This window comes from Dryocola sp. LX212 (genome assembly GCA_041504365.1).
Lineage (GTDB): Bacteria > Pseudomonadota > Gammaproteobacteria > Enterobacterales > Enterobacteriaceae > Dryocola.
In genome coordinates, this window is sequence record CP167917.1 from 2818008 (window position 1) to 2833798 (window position 15791).

The window sequence follows — 15791 nt, forward strand, 5'->3', positions numbered from 1 at the left end:
TGGGCCTCATAAACGAAAAAACCCGCCGTAGCGGGTTGTTAAATTAGGGGTTCAGTTCAGGAAAGATTGCCGGGGTAAATCGCATTGTCGTACTTGTAAAAGCTGTCTTTATATTCTTTTGCCGTGACCTCACAGGTGCCGTCAGATTGCGGGGCTATCTCAAAGATAATTCCGTTGTAGCCAACCCGGGACGAATCACAAAAAATCAGACGGGGTGGTTCTATTGCACCATCGTTCATTATGATGTTGTCGAACGCTGACTGTTCAGGGACAGATAACGAATATTCGTCAACTCTGGTAGCCACAAGCAACCCGGATGCGGACCCATCCTGATAACGGATCAGCGCGCGTGGGTTGGCAAACGACCAGTCCAGTTTTTCACTAACACTGAATGTTGTCACCCCGCCGGAGGTGTCTATGTCCTCCACCAGCGTGCTTATCGTTTTGCTTCCTGGGATATCATCAGTAAAGACAATGCGGTCGCCAACGTTATAGCAGAGCGCGTCCATCTCCGTTGTTGTGGTGTGGGTCAGGCGCTGCTGCAGATACTTCATCAGCCGGCGCATGCCAATCTGGTATGCATGGTCACGATCCAGAACTCCGTCGAGAGTGTAATCTTCCACCTTAAGCGGGGTGGGATTATCGCTTGTCCGGCACTGAACCGTTTCCTCTGCCCATGTTGAGCCGTTGATATAGGTCACATCGACACCGTCATAGTCATCTGCCGAAGGAGCAACGAACGCGGTCTGAAGCTGGTCTATTGTTTCCTGTGGGCTGATTATTCCAGTCCAGGGCTTTACGCCTTCCCGAGCTACAGACGCCAGCCCATCGGACAAAAGAAAATAGCTTTTCCCGGCGTTGGTTATCGTCTGGAGAATCGATAACGTAGACGTGCTGTCATTGGTTTCAAAATCGAAAAACTCGCTGTTCGGCGTCCAGTAAGTTTCTTCCAGCTCTTCAATCGCCTCGATATCCATATCCAGGCCAATAGAGTTTCCCACATGCTTAAGTGCAGCAGAAATGGTACGTTCGGTGCCTTCATCATAAATTCGCGTGGCCACTATATTCACCCTGCGATCTGACTGGGCAGCCAGCTTGCCTCCCGTTTCTACCGTGACCCCCATTGTGGTGACGGCAGGGTAAGAAACTGGGCGCGCCAACAGACGACCGCGCAGTGCCTGCCAGTACATACTGTCCCGGGAATTGTCTTCGCCCTGCTCATTCGTTCGACGACAGCGCACCTCTACCAGCCCCGGCGAGCTCAGTGTCACTCGTTCAGTGAATCCCAGCCCGTTGATGTTCTTCATGTCATACGTCCCGGTGGTGCTTGTCCATCCGGAACCAGAACCATAAACGCGGTGCTGGATCTCCCATAACACCTGCCGGTTCTTTTTACCGCCGCTATCCTTGTAGCCACAAATCCCGCTCGGGAAGAAGAAATTCACCTCGAACATATCGCAGGTTTCGTTTTCTGGGCATGCCAGGAACGGGCCCATCCACGCATCGTTTTCATTCAGGCCAGAGGCAGAGAAGTCCAGAACCGTCCTTGGTGAAAAACCTGGCCAGTCTGGATCCACTACACCATCGATAAGGCGCTGCAGTGTTGTAGTCGAACCATCCACTTCAAATATTTTATATTCGCTTCCGGCATGCGATACGGAAAGGCGGATAAGACCTTCAGGAATACCGGTAAATGCCGTGCCGGTGGCGCTGTCATAGGCCAGGGTGATAGAAGCGGTTACCTCATCCTCACTGCCGGTAGCGTCGGCATGAGGAATATAGGATGCAATGAAGAGCTCATAGTCTGAGCTGTTGTGCCAGATGGAAACAGGCATCCCAAGGTAAGGTGCAATTTCTGCAAGAACATCACTGGTTATTCGACTGTAGGCGCCGTCATTGGTTACGACGTATGAATCCGGGACAATAACATCAACCGTCGCCCCTTCAACCCACGAGTCAGGCAGATCGTTTGTTGTCTCGTCGCCGTCATCCGTGCTCAGACCATTGAAAGTTATCGTTGGGCCTGACACAGTTAGCGATTTCGCAACAACATCGTCGCTGTCCGGCGCTGTCTGTGCCATATCAAGCCCGGCACCGGAGGATGTTCCTCCGACTTCTGTCGAGTTGAACCAGTTTTCGCTTCGGCGATCACCAGAAACATCCTCTCCCGGAAGATAATCAGCAGATGAAAAACCATCACCCAGCGACGATATTGGCGTGGAACCAACTCGCTTGTCACCATCGGTATAAGAAAACTTGCCAACACCGAGGCAAACAAACATTTCCACAGTCATGATCGTTGGATCATCTGGGTCAAAGCGTGTTACCGGCTGGACTACGTAATCCGGATAGATACGGCGGCGGCCAAACAATTCACGGATAGGGTCGCCAAGCTTGGGTTGGTTGGCTTTTGCAGGGTTAACATCAAGCTGATTACCGGAGCCGGAATTATAGCTGCCAGAGTCACCAACACCGGGTGCGAAAAAGAGCGTGTAGGCTACAGAAGCCGCAGACACAGCCACAGCAATCCAGGCGGCAATTTCAAGACCCGTTCCATACGGGACGGGGTAAATCCTGACGTCACTCTCTGGCTTGATAGCATAGTCAAACCATGCGGTGGCCGGGATATTCTCTCCATTCACCTCAACCACAACCGGGTGTTTCATGTCTGGCCGGTAGTTTTCAACGTTGCGTGCCATCCACTGATGGATAGTGATCGCACCATGTTCGTGGGTTTCCAGCGGTTCGCCGGGTAAGCGAGAGGGATAAATTCTGATGGTCACTGCCAGAACTCCACTTTAATGAATCGCCGTTTAAAGCGCGCCAGAGGAATAAAAGAAACATTCTTCCCGGGATTGCACTCCGCAACATGCAGTTGACCGCCGATCTCAACGACTATGCCAACATGGGTCACCGTTGATGCGGAATAACAAGCGACACCAGCACCAATACACGGTTCGCACTTTCTCAGGGATAACATGAGCCTCTTTGCTTCCCTGTTCAGCCCGCCTTCGTCTTTCGTTACTCCGGCGAAGTCAGGCCATTCGTTGAGCCCGAGATCGCGCCTGATTTCATTAACGATGCCAAAACAGTCAAGTTCAGGATAAGCGCGCCCGCCCTTCAGCCAGGTAACTGAAAGGTATTTATCAGGATTGAACATAGGTGATCCTTAACTCATGTAACGCAGACCGGGGTAATACGGTAGGGTGTATCTGTAACGCGGCCACGCGGTATCGAGGATATTCATATACCCGGCCGTGATTTGTGCCTGGGTGGCAGTCCAGTTTCCGTTCTTTACTGCCAGGGTATAAGGAACAGAAGCGGGAGCCGTCAGGTCTGTTGAGATGTAGTTGCGATAAGTCAGAGTTGCTTCGGTGAGGTTATCAAGGGCATTACGTATTGCTGTTGAAGTGACCCCGTCGATGTTATCAACCGCAAACTGCAGATCCTGCGTGCCGTCGCTGTTTCTGGCAGGCAGCGCAATATCAATGGCCGCTGCACGAAAAGTAACAGTTTCATCGTTTTCGGTGATCGCCGTAATGTCATCAAAACCCTTACACAGATAAATTACCTCGGAACCAATATTTATCTGCAGGGTTTCGATGATCACCTCATCTCCGGATGAGGCATAAAGTCGATTAAGTACAGTCATGCCTTTGGCCACTCCCTGTTAAGCGCAAGATCAATGATGCTGCTGTTGATGATGTAATCCGGGAAATCAATCCAACCGGGTGCAAGTACTGGCCTCTCCCAAAGCTCAAGCGTCGCCGTGTAGCGCCAGTAGTTTCCGCCCTCGATTGTCGGTCCCTCATAGATATCCACGAACCGGCAGACATACATGTCAGTTATGCCCATCGGCGACCGCAGAGGCATGTTGAACCAGTCTGCTCCGTCATGAATAGTGTCCCGGTACCAGGCCTCAAACAGCTGACCTTCCGGATCGCTGAACGACCACGATACGGCGGCTTGAGTTGGCGTTGAGGTGTAGAGTCGGCGCTGCCTGGCCCTGCCAGAGGACAAATCTGTCCTGAGCAAAGGACTTACTGGCTTTAACCCATACCCATCCTGTAATGGAATGGGCAGGTAATCAGCCGGATAATTTATGCTCGTTGTCTTAGCCATTAGCCCGTTCTCCTCCCGGCGTTCCACCTGAGCATTGCTTTAGAGATTTGCCCCTTCCCTGTTGCAAGATCGCTTGAGGCCTGTTGATACCCAAGCTTCGCGCCATCTGCTGTGGCTTTCTTCATCATTGCAATCTGAGTGTCGGATGGGTCGCCATTGACGTTAATCTGGAACGTTGGCGCGTAATCTTTCCCGCCTGTAGTCTGCTGATTGACTCTGTTCAGAGTTTCATCCAACTTCGCTGATGTCTGGGACGTTACGACACGTTCACCCTTTTGCAGCAACCAGGTGCCTGTTTCCGGTACACTGTCGATGCCATCGTGCGCCATGCCGGACAGAGATGATGTTGCGACTCCCGCTACCAGAGGAACCGTTACAGCGGCAGCGGCCGCCATCGCAGCGGGTGCCAGACCAGGACCAACAATAGGAATAGCGGCGGTTGAGGCGTAAGCCGCCAGTTGGGCCTGCAAAGATGTGGCCTGAGCGTTTGCGATTAATGAACCGGCCGCCGCGGCCTGAGTGGACTTCCCAACCAGCAATTGAACACCCTGATAGACAAGCCACTGAGCGGCCATATCGGAAAGTGTCTTGATGATTGTGTCACCAAGGTCTGCAAAGATATTGCTGAAAAAGTCCCCGACGTCTTCGGCGCCGTGAATCAAATCCTGCAGGTTGTCAGATATGGAAGAGGTGGCGCCGCCAATGATTGACGTCATACTATCAGCAGCAATTTGATAATAATCAGCCGCATTGTCCGCATAGTCGTTCAGGGCATCCATTATGCCGTCCTGCCAGTCGCCCATCTGATCGTCGGACTTCTGGTAATAATCCTTCTGGATATCCAGGCGCTCATTTAACGCCTGCTGCAGAGCATCCGTTTCCTCATCGTAAAGCGATTTGCTGATGTCCCCGTTTTGATATTGCTTCTGGAGATCAGCCTGCTTATCGAGAAAGTCGCGCTGAATATCCAGCGATTCCTTCATGCGCTGGCGGGCCTTCTCCCCCATGCCTGCGCCGATAAAATCAGAATCATTCGAGGCTTTTGCATTCTGATTTTGCTTTTGCAGGTTTGTCGTGAACTCAGCCAGCTTGAGGTTTTCTTCGTTGGCTTTTTTAATGGCATTAAGGCTATCAAGTTCGGTAGCCAGCTGCTTCAGCCTCTCCTGCTCAGATGCATTGAGCCCATTTAATTTGCCAGTGGTAATGTCAAAATTAAGCTTTGCAAGTTCTGTTACCTGCGCCGTTTTTTTGCCGGTTGTGTCGATGAGCTCTATTTGGCGAAGATAGCTCTGCTCGGTAGATTTGAAGGCGCTTGCTAATTTTTTGGCACCTGCATCAGGCGTGGCTTTTCCATTGCTACCACCAGCAGGTAACGCGAACACATTGGCAGTACCTGTTGTCGCTGGTGCCAAGGGAAGCTCTGGAATCTTCTGCCTGCTGAGCTTGTCACGAGTAGCGATCAGATTGTTAAGCTCATCGCTGAGCGTTTTAACACTGTCGTCTGCACCAGTAATCCAGCCAAAGAAAGATTCGCCCTGCCCATAAGTATCGCCGCGCCCTTCCAGATTCTTTTGCAGGTAGGCAATTCGCTCGCTAATCTGATCAACATTGGTGAGGTCTATATTCCCACCAAGCGCCGCCATTCGATTTCCCGTACTCGCGGCAAGCTGCCCTGCGGAAGCCGCTGCCTTAACCAGCCATCCAGCTAACTGCGCAACTTCCGAAACAAGATTGGTGATGCCCTGCAGAATTTGAGGATCGGTCAATACATCGCGAAGGTCACCAAGCGCGGTCTGTAATGGAGAAAGATCAACTTTAGCCAGGCCTGAAGCAATCTCCATTTTCAGCCCCTGCACCTGGGCTTCCATATCTTCAAAAAGTGCATTGACCTTTACCAGGTCGTCAATAGATTGAGGGTCTGGTGCAACTCCGTAATCTTTAGCCAGGCTTATGAACTGTTCTAACTTTTTATTATTGTTGTCAAAAAGTGGCAACAGTTTCGACAGGTCATTGCCGAGGCTTTCAAGGATCGTGGTTTTTTCAGCGTTCGTGCCGATTTTTTCCAGCGCATTACCAATAGCTAACAGCTGCTTATCTGGGGTTACTTTTGATAACTTTTCAGCAGACAGTCCAAGGGCATTTAGCGCATCAACGGCCTCGCCTGATTTGTTCAGTACTGCATCACCAATCTTGTCGCCGATATCCTTAAAGATATCAGCCATCTGGTCCCCGGTAACGCCTGCTTTTTCTGCTGCAAACTGCCACGCAAGTAAATCCTGTGTGGCAATATTCAGGGATTTTGCCCAGCGGTCTGTTTCCGCAATCTGCTTAGATGTTGATTTGAGTAACTGAAAACCGGCGGCGCCAATAGCTGCACCGGCGGCTACCGCGGCTGCGGCCGTCCCAGCGATAGCAGCACTGGTTGCTTCAGCATCCTTTTGTACCTGCTTCCCCCATTTTTCGGAGGCTCTTTCCGCCTGGTTAAGCCCAGAAATAAACCCGCCGGTTTTGGCGATCAGGTCGATAGTCAGTGTGCCGAGTGATTTACCAGCCATGCTTATTTCCACTCCTGCATAGCCTGCTCCAGATTGATAGCGGGCTCATTTAAATGGGGGGTAAAATCGGTGATTTTGAAAGGTGGGGTATCTTTGCCCCGATTGACGTTTGCCAGCACAGATGAAACGAGGCCAGCAGCCCACTCGGTGCGCATCATGGGATTCAGGCTTCCGAACTTCTGCCTGTAAAGAATCCAGTCGCGATATTCGGTTAAGCTGATGCGCTCCTTTGCCTCGGCTACTGTTCTCCCGCCGATCCCGTTAAGGACTAATTCGCACCAGAACTCGTCGTCTGCGCTGAGCTCGTCTTTCCCATGCTGTTGACTTCCTGAATTGCGATAAGAAGCGCAACTGTCAGGCTGCCATCAAGGCCTCCGCGTTCCGGGTCTGCTTCGCCGGTAATATCAGCAACAGATAACACCTGCTTTCCATTCTCATCGCAAATAGATGCAGCGATGCGACCTGCCACACCATCAACTTTCCCGGACAGAGCCAGAACTTCACTGGTTGCGGTGTGATAACCCATTGGACGGATGTAGGTAGTTGCCGTGCATTCTGTGCCGTCCTGCGCTTTCCAGGTGATTTCTTTCTCAACCGGGCGTCCCGTAAATGCCCCGATTTGCTTAAGTGCGTTCAAAGTCAGTTTCATAAATTCCTCTCGACTGGCGGGGTTTCCCCCGCTGTTGCTTAGCTGGTTGGTTGTGCTTTAGGAACCCAGACGCCCTGACCAGAACGCTGGATGGTTGCGGAGGTTTGCACAACGGTGTTGGCCTGGAAGTCAAACGGGAAGTCAGAGACATATCCCTGGAAAACGTACCAGGTTCGCGTATCCGGCAGAACCAGGCCGTCAACAGCGTCCGGGTCCCCCGCTGGCGCGGCAGTCGGCGCATCGGTGCCATCAGCCCAACCAATTGCGAATGTGAGATCGGCCTGATCGCTGGACTCGGCTAAATTGCTGAGCATTACGTGGCTCGCATTTGCTGGGTCAGCATTCAGCGCAACAGTGGCCTGCCCGGGAGTTCGCAACCCTTTTTTATAGGTGCGGGTATTGGTTTCACTCAGACAGGTATCTTCAATTTGATCTGCAGGGCTGCTGCCGGGTGAAAACGACGTAATACATTCAACTTCGCTTACCACTCCATTGAGCAGGACGAACATTTGAGTGCCTTGAGTCACTACTGACATAATTATCTCCGGGTATAAAAAAACCGGCTCAAGGCCGGTTGGGGAAGGATTGGGTTATGGGTTACCTGCTGACTATCCAGTCAACATCAAAGGAGTATCGATATCGCTTCGTTTCCTGATCTCTGGTCTGGTCGCCCCATCGTGTGATGTAAGCTTCACCTTCGATTGCATCTCTCAAGGCGCGAGCCGTATTCATTGCCTGCACAGGCGTATCGGCATAAACATCAACCTGTATTGAGTAGCGATCCACATCTGGCCGCTGACCAAGATAGTTATCTGGTTGCCCGGATATGTTTTGCCATACCGCATAGGGATAAGTGACAACATCATCTTGCAAACCAAATGGATATAGCCGAACAGGAGATGTGCCGAGCATGCTTTTAACAACATCACTGGCAGAGCAAACTGCGAAGATGGGAGGGATCATGGTTTGACTCCTTTCTTCTGTGCTCGCTTAATCGCGCGGTCTATCGATTTTTCGTATTCAGTTGCAAATACGTTGATCACTTCATTTACGCTTGATTCGGCGGCGGGACGAAGGAATGGCTGTGCCTTCATGTTCTCCGTTCCGAACTCCAACAGGCGCCAGTGTGGGGTTGGTGCGTTGGTGGATTTGTCCGGGTGCTTTGAAAGTACTGCGCCATGCAGTACGCCAATTCTGAAACCCAAATCACCTGTTCGCTTAAAAAGGTTGCCGTTCCATCTCAGCGCAACGTTGTCGGCAATGCTTCTTCCCGTAGTCGGATCGTCAAACCGCTTGGCGTTAGACTTTGCTTTTTCAACAATGACCATCGATGCTTTGCGCAGCGCTGCCCGGCCACCTTTGCGTTTAAGGTCGGAGCTTATGCTTTCTATTTTCCCAATGAGGGAGTCAACGCCAGTGATTGAATACTCAATACCATCAGCCATTGTTCACCCCACTTGAACAGGGGAGCGTTAAATACTCCAGCCCGCTGTCTGGGTCGGGAAGCACGCCCTCTATGTTGTAAATCTCTCCCCTGAAGAGGATTCTGTGCTTATCGCTGATACCTGTTCGATAGCGTATTTTTATGCGGGATGTGATTTTATTCTGAAACGCCTGAGCAGCTGCAAAATCACGTGCCGAGACTGCCGTCACTTCTGCAAAGATTTCCTTAACGTCCACCCAGGAATCAACAATTGCGCCAGTTTCTGGATCCTGAGTTTTCAAAGGTTCCTGTAGCATCACGCGATGGCGTAATGGGCCAGCTTTCATTGTTACCCCCTGGCGGGTTTGCCGTTGAGATAAAACTTTTGGTCGATAGTATTTTCATCATCAGCGCCTTCGTTTAATGCCTGAAGAATCAATTCGCACAGCGCAATATTTGAATCAGCCAGCCGGGTGATTGCGATTGTCTGTTCCTGAAGGGCCTGCGTCTGCTTGCTCAATGCCTCGAATAGATTGTTTGCCTGTTGCTCGTTCATATGCGATCCGCATCATTTTTTTTAGCCATGCCTTTCGGCGTTCACAGCCTGAACATGCCATAAAGACTCCTAAATAATTGTCGGACGGCGAAGGTCGTAGATGAGCATCGATACAGCAAAAGGAAGCTCTCCCTGCTTAAGCTTCTCTTCCTCCTCTGCACCACGATTCCTGTCCAGATATCCAAGCAGCACCAGCAACGCTGTTTGCATCCGGGTCAACGGTTCACCTTCAATAAGATCGTTATTTTCATCGACGACCTTATCGCGACTCCCTTGGATATACGCCAACAGCGCAGCGCTTCCGCCTTGAATTTTTAACGTCAGGTCGGGATCACCGTAATCATCATCGATGCGTAAATGCATCTTCGCTTCTTCAAGCGTAACGAGTTCAATCACGTTTTATCCCTCCCGTCCCGTCCGCGCTTGGTCGCCAGCGTCCAGCCTTTCGATCCATTTTCACCTGGCTTATCTGTCGACTCTTCATCGCAGTGCCACATCGAACCACCCCAGGTGACCGTGTCGCCTCGTTTATACACATCACCAGACTTGAAGACGCCGCGATAAATCAGCGTAGGAATAGAGAAGGATTTCGTTTCTACTGCACCACTGGCGCGCGTCACCGCTACCGTGAAATTCCTCTCATCAGAGTTTGTGACATCAATTCCAGATACGCCGTCAACAAGACATTCCCAGCCGCGCATGCCGTGCGTTTTTTCATACGCGCGCCACAGCCCTCCTGAGTGAGTTGCATAACTGCCGCGAGGATAACTCTTCTCTTCGTCAATGAATGGCGACACCTCAAGCTGCAGGGCATCTCGTCCATCTGTACCATTTTTAGAGGGTTCTGGTTCTGGGAGAGCCTGCACCGCGGCGGTGACTAATGCGTTAATGTCAGGAATCTCGGGAGCGGCTGGCACCTTAATTTCTGATACAGCTGTTTTAACCAGTTGTTCAAGCATCGGCTGAACATCTTCAGGGGATACGCTTTTACCTGGAGCCGGAGCGGGAAGCGCCTGCACCGCAGAAGCCACCAGCGCGTCGATGTCAGGAAGATCCGGGATTTCCGGCTCGGGAACCAGGGCTGCCGCTTCACGCGCTATAGCCGACAAATCTGGTTCCGGAGAGTCAACTATCTCCTGTAGTGATTTACTCAGACATGAAAATTTTTCTTCAAAAGCCTGTTGCTGTTGCTCCAGTTGCTTTGCAAAGCTTTCCCGGAGTAATGAAAGCACGCCGCTGATTTCTTCGGTGACGGCTTTAATTATTGCCAGTTCACGGTCATTCATTTGGCAATCATTCCTCTGATCATGGCTTTCATTGCAGACAATTCGTCAGCAGAGAAAGCTTTACTGGCTGATTCTTCCTGCTGTTCTGGCTGCCGCGTGGATGACGACTTGAACGGATCGTCAGATGCATCGCGCCGGGCCAGCGCCGGAAGGCTGTAGTTTTGCTGCTGAAGATAGAGCGCATCCCCACCATCGACGGGTGGCAGGTTTTCTTTTTTGCGCGCTTCGTTCGGGGTAAGAATGGTATTTTTCACCCCTTCGCCCAAAGTCTTCATGCGTCGCTCACTGTCCATACGCAGAAGCGAGCTGATATCAAGCTCAACGCCTTTACGACCATCAAGATCCAGAGCTTCATCCAGCAGCACTTCAATCGACTCGATAAGCACCTGCAGGCACTGCGAGTAATACTGTTGCTCAAGAGATTCAATGTTGTCGTAAGACGGCATCTCGCCCACGCCGACCTTGTACGCAGGAACGTGAAATGCAGAACAGCACATTTCAGCTGAAAGCTTTTGTTGCTCCACCGTCTGCGCATCGACCGCAGACATGGTCACCGCTTTATATTCAGCACCGCCTGACAGCAGGCCAGTCTTGCCAGCGTTTTCCCCTGTATAGCCGGTATCCCAATTAGTTTTTATCTCCCTGGCCTTTTCCTCACTGACAGAGCCGGGAATGGTAATAACACCACTCGGTTTGCCACCATTTTTAAAGAAGAACGCAGAGCTTTCCAGAATGTGTTTGCCCTGCATAGCAGCCATACCGCAGGCATAAATTGGCGATACCCCGATCAGCGGATGGAACAGGCAGTTGAAGCGATCGTGGATAATTTCACGCGCCGGTACGGTGACCTGCGCCGGTAGTCCGCTGATGTTATCGGGGTTTATTTGATAAAAAACCGAGCCATCCTCCGCCACAAGAGGCGTAACTTTGTTTGGGTCAAGAATACGTAATTCATTGATGGCGCCCGCAGCATTTTTAACCTTCATCACATACGTATTGCCGTGACAAAGTTTCGAGTTGATCCACGTTTCCAAAAACTGAATACGATTCTGGAAAGCATTCGGCTTTTTAAAAAGCTTATCTATTTTTGCGTCCTGCAAGTCTTTCCATACACCGTCTGAGCCTTTAGCCTTCAAAGCGGGAGGCATTTTGGATATGTCGCTGGCAATAAGAGAAATACAGGAAAACACAGCATAATAAGCCAGTACTGTCGGGTTGCTGACCTCCATATTTCGTTGCCAGGCACCTGCAAATGGTTCCCTGACCCAAGAAAAAATAGAGGTCCATCCCTGATTAGAGGGTTGCTGCAGCGCCTTCTCTTTCCGCTTAAAAAATCCCAACATCAGCCGGCCCCCTCGTTATCTTTTTTCTTCTATTGCCACCAGCACGCCGGACGATTACGTATTCAGCCTTTTTAATCAAAACCAGTACCTTCGCGCACTGGTCATTCACGGTTTTTTCATCGCCAGGCAATGAGTCATGCGTTCGCTGAAGGTATTTGATCCTTGCCATAAATATGGCGGGGTTCCCCCCGCCCTCCGTTTTAGCTTGTCTGGCCTGAGCTATAGTTAACGCCGCTAATTACTGCAACGGCTGCTGTGCGTCTGCGCTGCCAGTTAATCCAACGTTCGGCACGAATTGCTACGCTGTTGGTCTGCCACATAGAAACTAACTCGACTCCTGTTGGAGTAACGCTATCACCGGTTGGCGCAGACTCCATTTCCAGTGATGCTTCGCTGGACATATCAACAGCTACACCACCTTCATCTGCCAGATAAATATCTGGGGCATTCATGAGGACAATTTGGTTACCAACATATTGCGAAACAATCGCAGGGAGACCTTCATAGGTGCCACCGAACATTGTCATGTCAGGATATTCCTTAGCACCCAGAGGGGTTTTGCGTTTTGATAATGCCAGTGCAGTGGAGCTGGACATCAACCAGACGGCACCTGTTGGTTGTAGATCAGCAGCAATGAAAACTTCGAAAGCTGCAGTGCTATCCGCATCCGGATCGCCAGTGCTCGGGATTGTTGTCGCACCATTGGTAATGGAGGCGGGAGAAATTCCAGCCTGAGCAGCTTTGGCTGGGTCCACGAAGTCTGTATCCAGTCGAGCAATTACCGACTCGGCCAGAGAGTTTCGAACCAGAACATCCGCCTTTGGATTTGAGAAGCGCAACAGCTCTTCAGTAAGAACAGAGATTGCTGCAACCTTTGAAAAACCGAAAGTGACTGTTTCAAAGTTAAATTTTGTCAGTGGTTTTGCTTTGCCCTGTCCTACCCATTGCGCCGCCCCACCAGACGTCTGCACCGGAATACGGATATTGAATGGAACTTCATGTAATGAAGGGATATTGCCAGTGCCAAACTGACCGATGATAGTTTTCGGACGCAGGAATTCAACAAAATCTCCCGCAAATTCCTGATATTCGACAAGTGAACCAGCCCATTCTGGGTCGGTAGTCGTACCAGCACTTACCGCTGCTTTAAGTACATGGTGTAATTTCGTATCGTCGGGATATTTGTTCTTGGCAATCTGAAGAGCTTCAGATCGCACACCTTTTGCCGCCGCAAGGGATTTAGCTAATCGAGCAAAAGCGATGCCTTTTTCCAGTTTCTGCTCAACGCGAATAATACCAGGACCACGGTTGTCAACCGTGCTTACTGTTCCATTAGCGGCTTTGCTAACAGGAACAGCAGTGGCCGCCATGTTATTTTCAAGGTCACGCAGACGTTTGAGGTGTTCATCGACAGACTTCACTTCGGCGGAAACATTATCGTATTGCTCTGTTTCTTCGCTATCCAAAGTACGCCCCTCATCAGCGGCTTTACTCATAACGTCGCTAAGAGATGCTGCCAGCGCTGCACGCTTGTTTTCGAAGCTTTTAATTTGCTCGGAGAGATTCATATTTTTTCCTTTAATTTCGATAGTTTTTTTTGCTGTAGCGCCAGCAGATGGTGTTGTTGTGACCACCAGTTTTTCATTGCCTGACGCGGCGAAAAACTGACGGTCGAAAGATTTAACGGTCTGGATGGAACACTCGGCGTTTGCCGGGATAGTCACAGCGGACACTTCCAGAAGGTCCCATTTAATGAAACGTACGCCGCCCTCATCCAGGTAGGAGTACTCCTTGGGAAGGAAGCCGATCGATAAGCCACGAACCAACCCGGCTTTGATAGAAGCCCATGCCTCATCAAGCCTCGCGGCAAGCTGTGACGGCATGTCCGGGGTAGGCTTCGCCAGCTTTGCTGTGATCTGCATCCCCTCCTTGACCATCTTCGGGGTACAGGTCCCAATAGGTTGAGAGCGGTCGTGTTGCCACAGGAAGGGAGTTTCACTTCGATAGGTCGCCCCGCCTGATTCCAGAATGTCACCGTCTCGATCGGGAGAAGGAGTAGAGGCAATGCCGGTAATAATCCGTTCATCCTCGTTAACCGACTTCACCGTCATGAGAGTGCAGGCGCGTTTAAACGTCATTTATCTGCCTCCAGAAACGAAAAAACCCGCCGGAGCGGGTCATAAACTGACGTGTATGTCATATGAAAAATACCTGGTAATCCTGTTTCTTCGCTTCCGGGTTAAGAGCCATCAGCGACACGGCGTTAAATAAGGCCATCAGGGGGTCTATTTTCCCCTTCCCGCTGGCCTGCTTAGTAATCAGGATAGCATTCCCTTTAGGTTCAACGCGGGCATTACCCACGCACCAGGCCATCATTGGCTGGCCGCCGTGAATTAGTACACCTTCGGCCAGTTTTCTCTCAGTCGTTTTGATTGAACCACCCAGGCGCCAGCCCTGGCTGATGCCTACCACACTTTCCGCCGGTATCTCTACTTCGGTTAGCGCATCCAGAATCGAACCAACCCCTGACGGGTCAATGCCGATCTTGTCGAGCAATTCGGCTTCGTGAATGCGACCCACCAGCTCAGCCAGCTGGTCAGTATCCTCCCCGACGAACTCAACGATGGTCAGATCCCCGTCTTTCTGAAACCCCAAAAGACGCGATGCTTCACTTTTACGACGCTCGAGCACAATTTTATGCGCCCAGGCATGGCACCAGCACAACCACTCGCGGGTATCTTTGTCGCGACCAATAGCAGAGAGTCCCAGCAAGTCATCCAGGCCGCCGCCGTCTATCCCGACGGTAATAACCTCAGCACGCCGCAGAATATCCTCGAAGGATACTGCCTGCACCTGTTGCTCCCAGAAATCGACCCCGGCCCAGCGATCACTTCGGAGGTTTAGGCCGATTTCAATATTGAGATGCTTAGCCAGGAATTGCTGCAGTGTGCCGTCAGTTTTGGACTGATTCTTCCGCAACTGGTCCTCAAGCCACTCAGCGCTGACCGAACGCCCCATGTTTGGGTTTGTTATGTAGAAATTCTCAGGAAGCAGATACTGCTTTTTCTCCACCATTGATTCCGGGAATTCATAAAGAACGCCCAGCGTTTTGGGGTCGTGAATCTTCCCGTCTCTGACGTCTCGCCAGTACTGAAGCTTCTCTTTGAATACACCGGCAGGCGGTTCGTCACTTTGCGTAGTCAGGAAGATCACCCAACCTTCTTCACGGGACACCTGCCCGCCGAGTGCTTCCATAAACATGGCTTCAGCATTTTGCCGCTTGCCGAACAACCAGAGCTCATCAACAAGTATCCTGCCGGCCTTTTTACCGGAAACCGTATCGGTATCGGCTGCCACAACTTTTAGGGTATTGCGCGTCACCCTGTGGGTGATAGTCCTGATGTGGTCCTGCACCTGGAACATATCCGACAACTCGTCGTCGGCACGAATCATCCCGGCCGCCGGTTTAAAGCTGTTGTCCGCGACTTCTTTAGTTGGTGCCAGAATCAGATGCTCTTCATCTTCTCGCCAGCAGAGGATAACCGCCGTCAGCATAATGCCCGCGGCAATGGTTGATTTTGTGTTTTTCTTCGAGATAAGCAGACCATATTCTCGGATCAGTTGCTTTCCCGTCTCGGCTTCATATCCGCCAAAAATAGCTTTTACGTAATCGAAAACCCAGGGTTCCGAGCACTCGCCAAAAGTCGGCTTACCCGGTAGATCTGATACCCGGAGTTCTTTAAAAATGCCCAGGGCGTATTCGGCCTGCTCTGGAAATATCGGGGGTGGAATAATCGAAGCCTTTTCGACCAGCCTGTTCTCCCAGTCGAGGCAGGCCGTGGTCCATTCAGCCATAG

General features: G+C 51.1%; 16 protein-coding genes. All 16 read right to left on the reverse strand.

Features of this window, described 5'->3' with window-relative positions; genetic code table 11:
* Positions 1-56 precede the first annotated feature (56 nt).
* The 16 genes from ACA108_13575 to ACA108_13650 all read right to left on the reverse strand — a co-directional run bounded on the left by ACA108_13575 (position 57) and on the right by ACA108_13650 (position 15789).
* Positions 57-2783: a host specificity factor TipJ family phage tail protein gene (locus ACA108_13575; GenBank protein ID XEX94418.1), complete on the reverse strand. Its 2727-nt coding sequence runs from the start codon at positions 2781-2783 to the stop codon at positions 57-59.
* Positions 2780-3160 (reverse strand): nitrite transporter, encoded by a 381-nt coding sequence (locus ACA108_13580; protein ID XEX94419.1) that lies wholly within the window; start codon positions 3158-3160, stop codon positions 2780-2782. Before ACA108_13580 ends, ACA108_13575 begins: the two co-directional genes overlap by 4 nt.
* Before the next feature lie 9 nt (positions 3161-3169).
* Positions 3170-3652, reverse strand: coding sequence for a DUF1833 family protein (locus ACA108_13585; GenBank protein ID XEX94420.1), 483 nt, complete (start codon positions 3650-3652; stop codon positions 3170-3172).
* Positions 3649-4122 carry a hypothetical protein gene (locus ACA108_13590; protein ID XEX94421.1) on the reverse strand — a complete coding sequence of 158 codons (474 nt, stop codon included), beginning with the start codon at positions 4120-4122 and terminating at the stop codon, positions 3649-3651. Before ACA108_13590 ends, ACA108_13585 begins: the two co-directional genes overlap by 4 nt.
* Complete coding sequence (locus ACA108_13595; GenBank protein XEX94422.1) at positions 4122-6677, reverse strand: phage tail tape measure protein; 2556 nt, start codon at positions 6675-6677, stop codon at positions 4122-4124. Before ACA108_13595 ends, ACA108_13590 begins: the two co-directional genes overlap by 1 nt.
* A 268-nt stretch (positions 6678-6945) precedes the next feature.
* Positions 6946-7326: a phage tail assembly chaperone family protein, TAC gene (locus ACA108_13600; GenBank protein XEX94423.1), complete on the reverse strand. Its 381-nt coding sequence runs from the start codon at positions 7324-7326 to the stop codon at positions 6946-6948.
* Between the two features lie 38 nt (positions 7327-7364).
* Positions 7365-7862, reverse strand: coding sequence for a phage tail tube protein (locus ACA108_13605; protein ID XEX94424.1), 498 nt, complete (start codon positions 7860-7862; stop codon positions 7365-7367).
* A gap of 61 nt (positions 7863-7923) precedes the next feature.
* Positions 7924-8289: a DUF3168 domain-containing protein gene (locus ACA108_13610; protein XEX94425.1), complete on the reverse strand. Its 366-nt coding sequence runs from the start codon at positions 8287-8289 to the stop codon at positions 7924-7926.
* Positions 8286-8771 carry an HK97-gp10 family putative phage morphogenesis protein gene (locus ACA108_13615; GenBank protein ID XEX94426.1) on the reverse strand — a complete coding sequence of 162 codons (486 nt, stop codon included), beginning with the start codon at positions 8769-8771 and terminating at the stop codon, positions 8286-8288. Before ACA108_13615 ends, ACA108_13610 begins: the two co-directional genes overlap by 4 nt.
* Positions 8764-9096 carry a phage head closure protein gene (locus ACA108_13620; GenBank protein ID XEX94427.1) on the reverse strand — a complete coding sequence of 111 codons (333 nt, stop codon included), beginning with the start codon at positions 9094-9096 and terminating at the stop codon, positions 8764-8766. The genes ACA108_13615 and ACA108_13620 overlap by 8 nt, the downstream gene beginning before the upstream one ends.
* A gap of 2 nt (positions 9097-9098) precedes the next feature.
* Entirely contained in the window at positions 9099-9305 is a 207-nt protein-coding gene (locus tag ACA108_13625; GenBank protein ID XEX94428.1) for a hypothetical protein, read from the reverse strand.
* Positions 9306-9374: 69 nt separating this feature from the next.
* On the reverse strand, positions 9375-9701 hold the full coding sequence (locus ACA108_13630; protein ID XEX94429.1) for a head-tail connector protein: 327 nt from the start codon (positions 9699-9701) through the stop codon (positions 9375-9377).
* The gene (locus tag ACA108_13635; protein XEX94430.1) at positions 9698-10591 is read right to left on the reverse strand and encodes a phage gp6-like head-tail connector protein; all 894 of its coding nucleotides are present in this window, start codon (positions 10589-10591) and stop codon (positions 9698-9700) included. The genes ACA108_13630 and ACA108_13635 overlap by 4 nt, the downstream gene beginning before the upstream one ends.
* Positions 10588-11934 (reverse strand): phage portal protein, encoded by a 1347-nt coding sequence (locus ACA108_13640; GenBank protein ID XEX94431.1) that lies wholly within the window; start codon positions 11932-11934, stop codon positions 10588-10590. The genes ACA108_13635 and ACA108_13640 overlap by 4 nt, the downstream gene beginning before the upstream one ends.
* Positions 11935-12134: 200 nt before the next feature.
* A complete protein-coding gene (locus tag ACA108_13645) occupies positions 12135-14072 on the reverse strand; it encodes a phage major capsid protein (GenBank protein ID XEX94432.1) in 1938 nt (645 codons plus the stop codon).
* 58 nt (positions 14073-14130) lie between these two features.
* Positions 14131-15789: a terminase large subunit gene (locus ACA108_13650; protein XEX94433.1), complete on the reverse strand. Its 1659-nt coding sequence runs from the start codon at positions 15787-15789 to the stop codon at positions 14131-14133.
* Between the last annotated feature and the right edge of the window lie 2 nt (positions 15790-15791).

Bases quoted from the DNA above. Each gene is read 5' to 3' on its own strand.
- ACA108_13580 (XEX94419.1), bottom strand. From the start codon at position 3,160: ATGTTCAATCCTGATAAATACCTTTCAGTTACCTGGCTGAAGGGCGGG.
- ACA108_13585 (XEX94420.1), bottom strand. From the start codon at position 3,652: ATGACTGTACTTAATCGACTTTATGCCTCATCCGGAGATGAGGTGATC.
- ACA108_13590 (XEX94421.1), bottom strand. From the start codon at position 4,122: ATGGCTAAGACAACGAGCATAAATTATCCGGCTGATTACCTGCCCATT.
- ACA108_13595 (XEX94422.1), bottom strand. From the start codon at position 6,677: ATGGCTGGTAAATCACTCGGCACACTGACTATCGACCTGATCGCCAAA.
- ACA108_13600 (XEX94423.1), bottom strand. From the start codon at position 7,326: ATGAAACTGACTTTGAACGCACTTAAGCAAATCGGGGCATTTACGGGA.
- ACA108_13605 (XEX94424.1), bottom strand. From the start codon at position 7,862: ATGTCAGTAGTGACTCAAGGCACTCAAATGTTCGTCCTGCTCAATGGA.
- ACA108_13610 (XEX94425.1), bottom strand. From the start codon at position 8,289: ATGATCCCTCCCATCTTCGCAGTTTGCTCTGCCAGTGATGTTGTTAAA.
- ACA108_13615 (XEX94426.1), bottom strand. From the start codon at position 8,771: ATGGCTGATGGTATTGAGTATTCAATCACTGGCGTTGACTCCCTCATT.
- ACA108_13620 (XEX94427.1), bottom strand. From the start codon at position 9,096: ATGAAAGCTGGCCCATTACGCCATCGCGTGATGCTACAGGAACCTTTG.
- ACA108_13625 (XEX94428.1), bottom strand. From the start codon at position 9,305: ATGAACGAGCAACAGGCAAACAATCTATTCGAGGCATTGAGCAAGCAG.
- ACA108_13635 (XEX94430.1), bottom strand. From the start codon at position 10,591: ATGAATGACCGTGAACTGGCAATAATTAAAGCCGTCACCGAAGAAATC.
- ACA108_13640 (XEX94431.1), bottom strand. From the start codon at position 11,934: ATGTTGGGATTTTTTAAGCGGAAAGAGAAGGCGCTGCAGCAACCCTCT.
- ACA108_13645 (XEX94432.1), bottom strand. From the start codon at position 14,072: ATGACGTTTAAACGCGCCTGCACTCTCATGACGGTGAAGTCGGTTAAC.
- ACA108_13650 (XEX94433.1), bottom strand. From the start codon at position 15,789: ATGGCTGAATGGACCACGGCCTGCCTCGACTGGGAGAACAGGCTGGTC.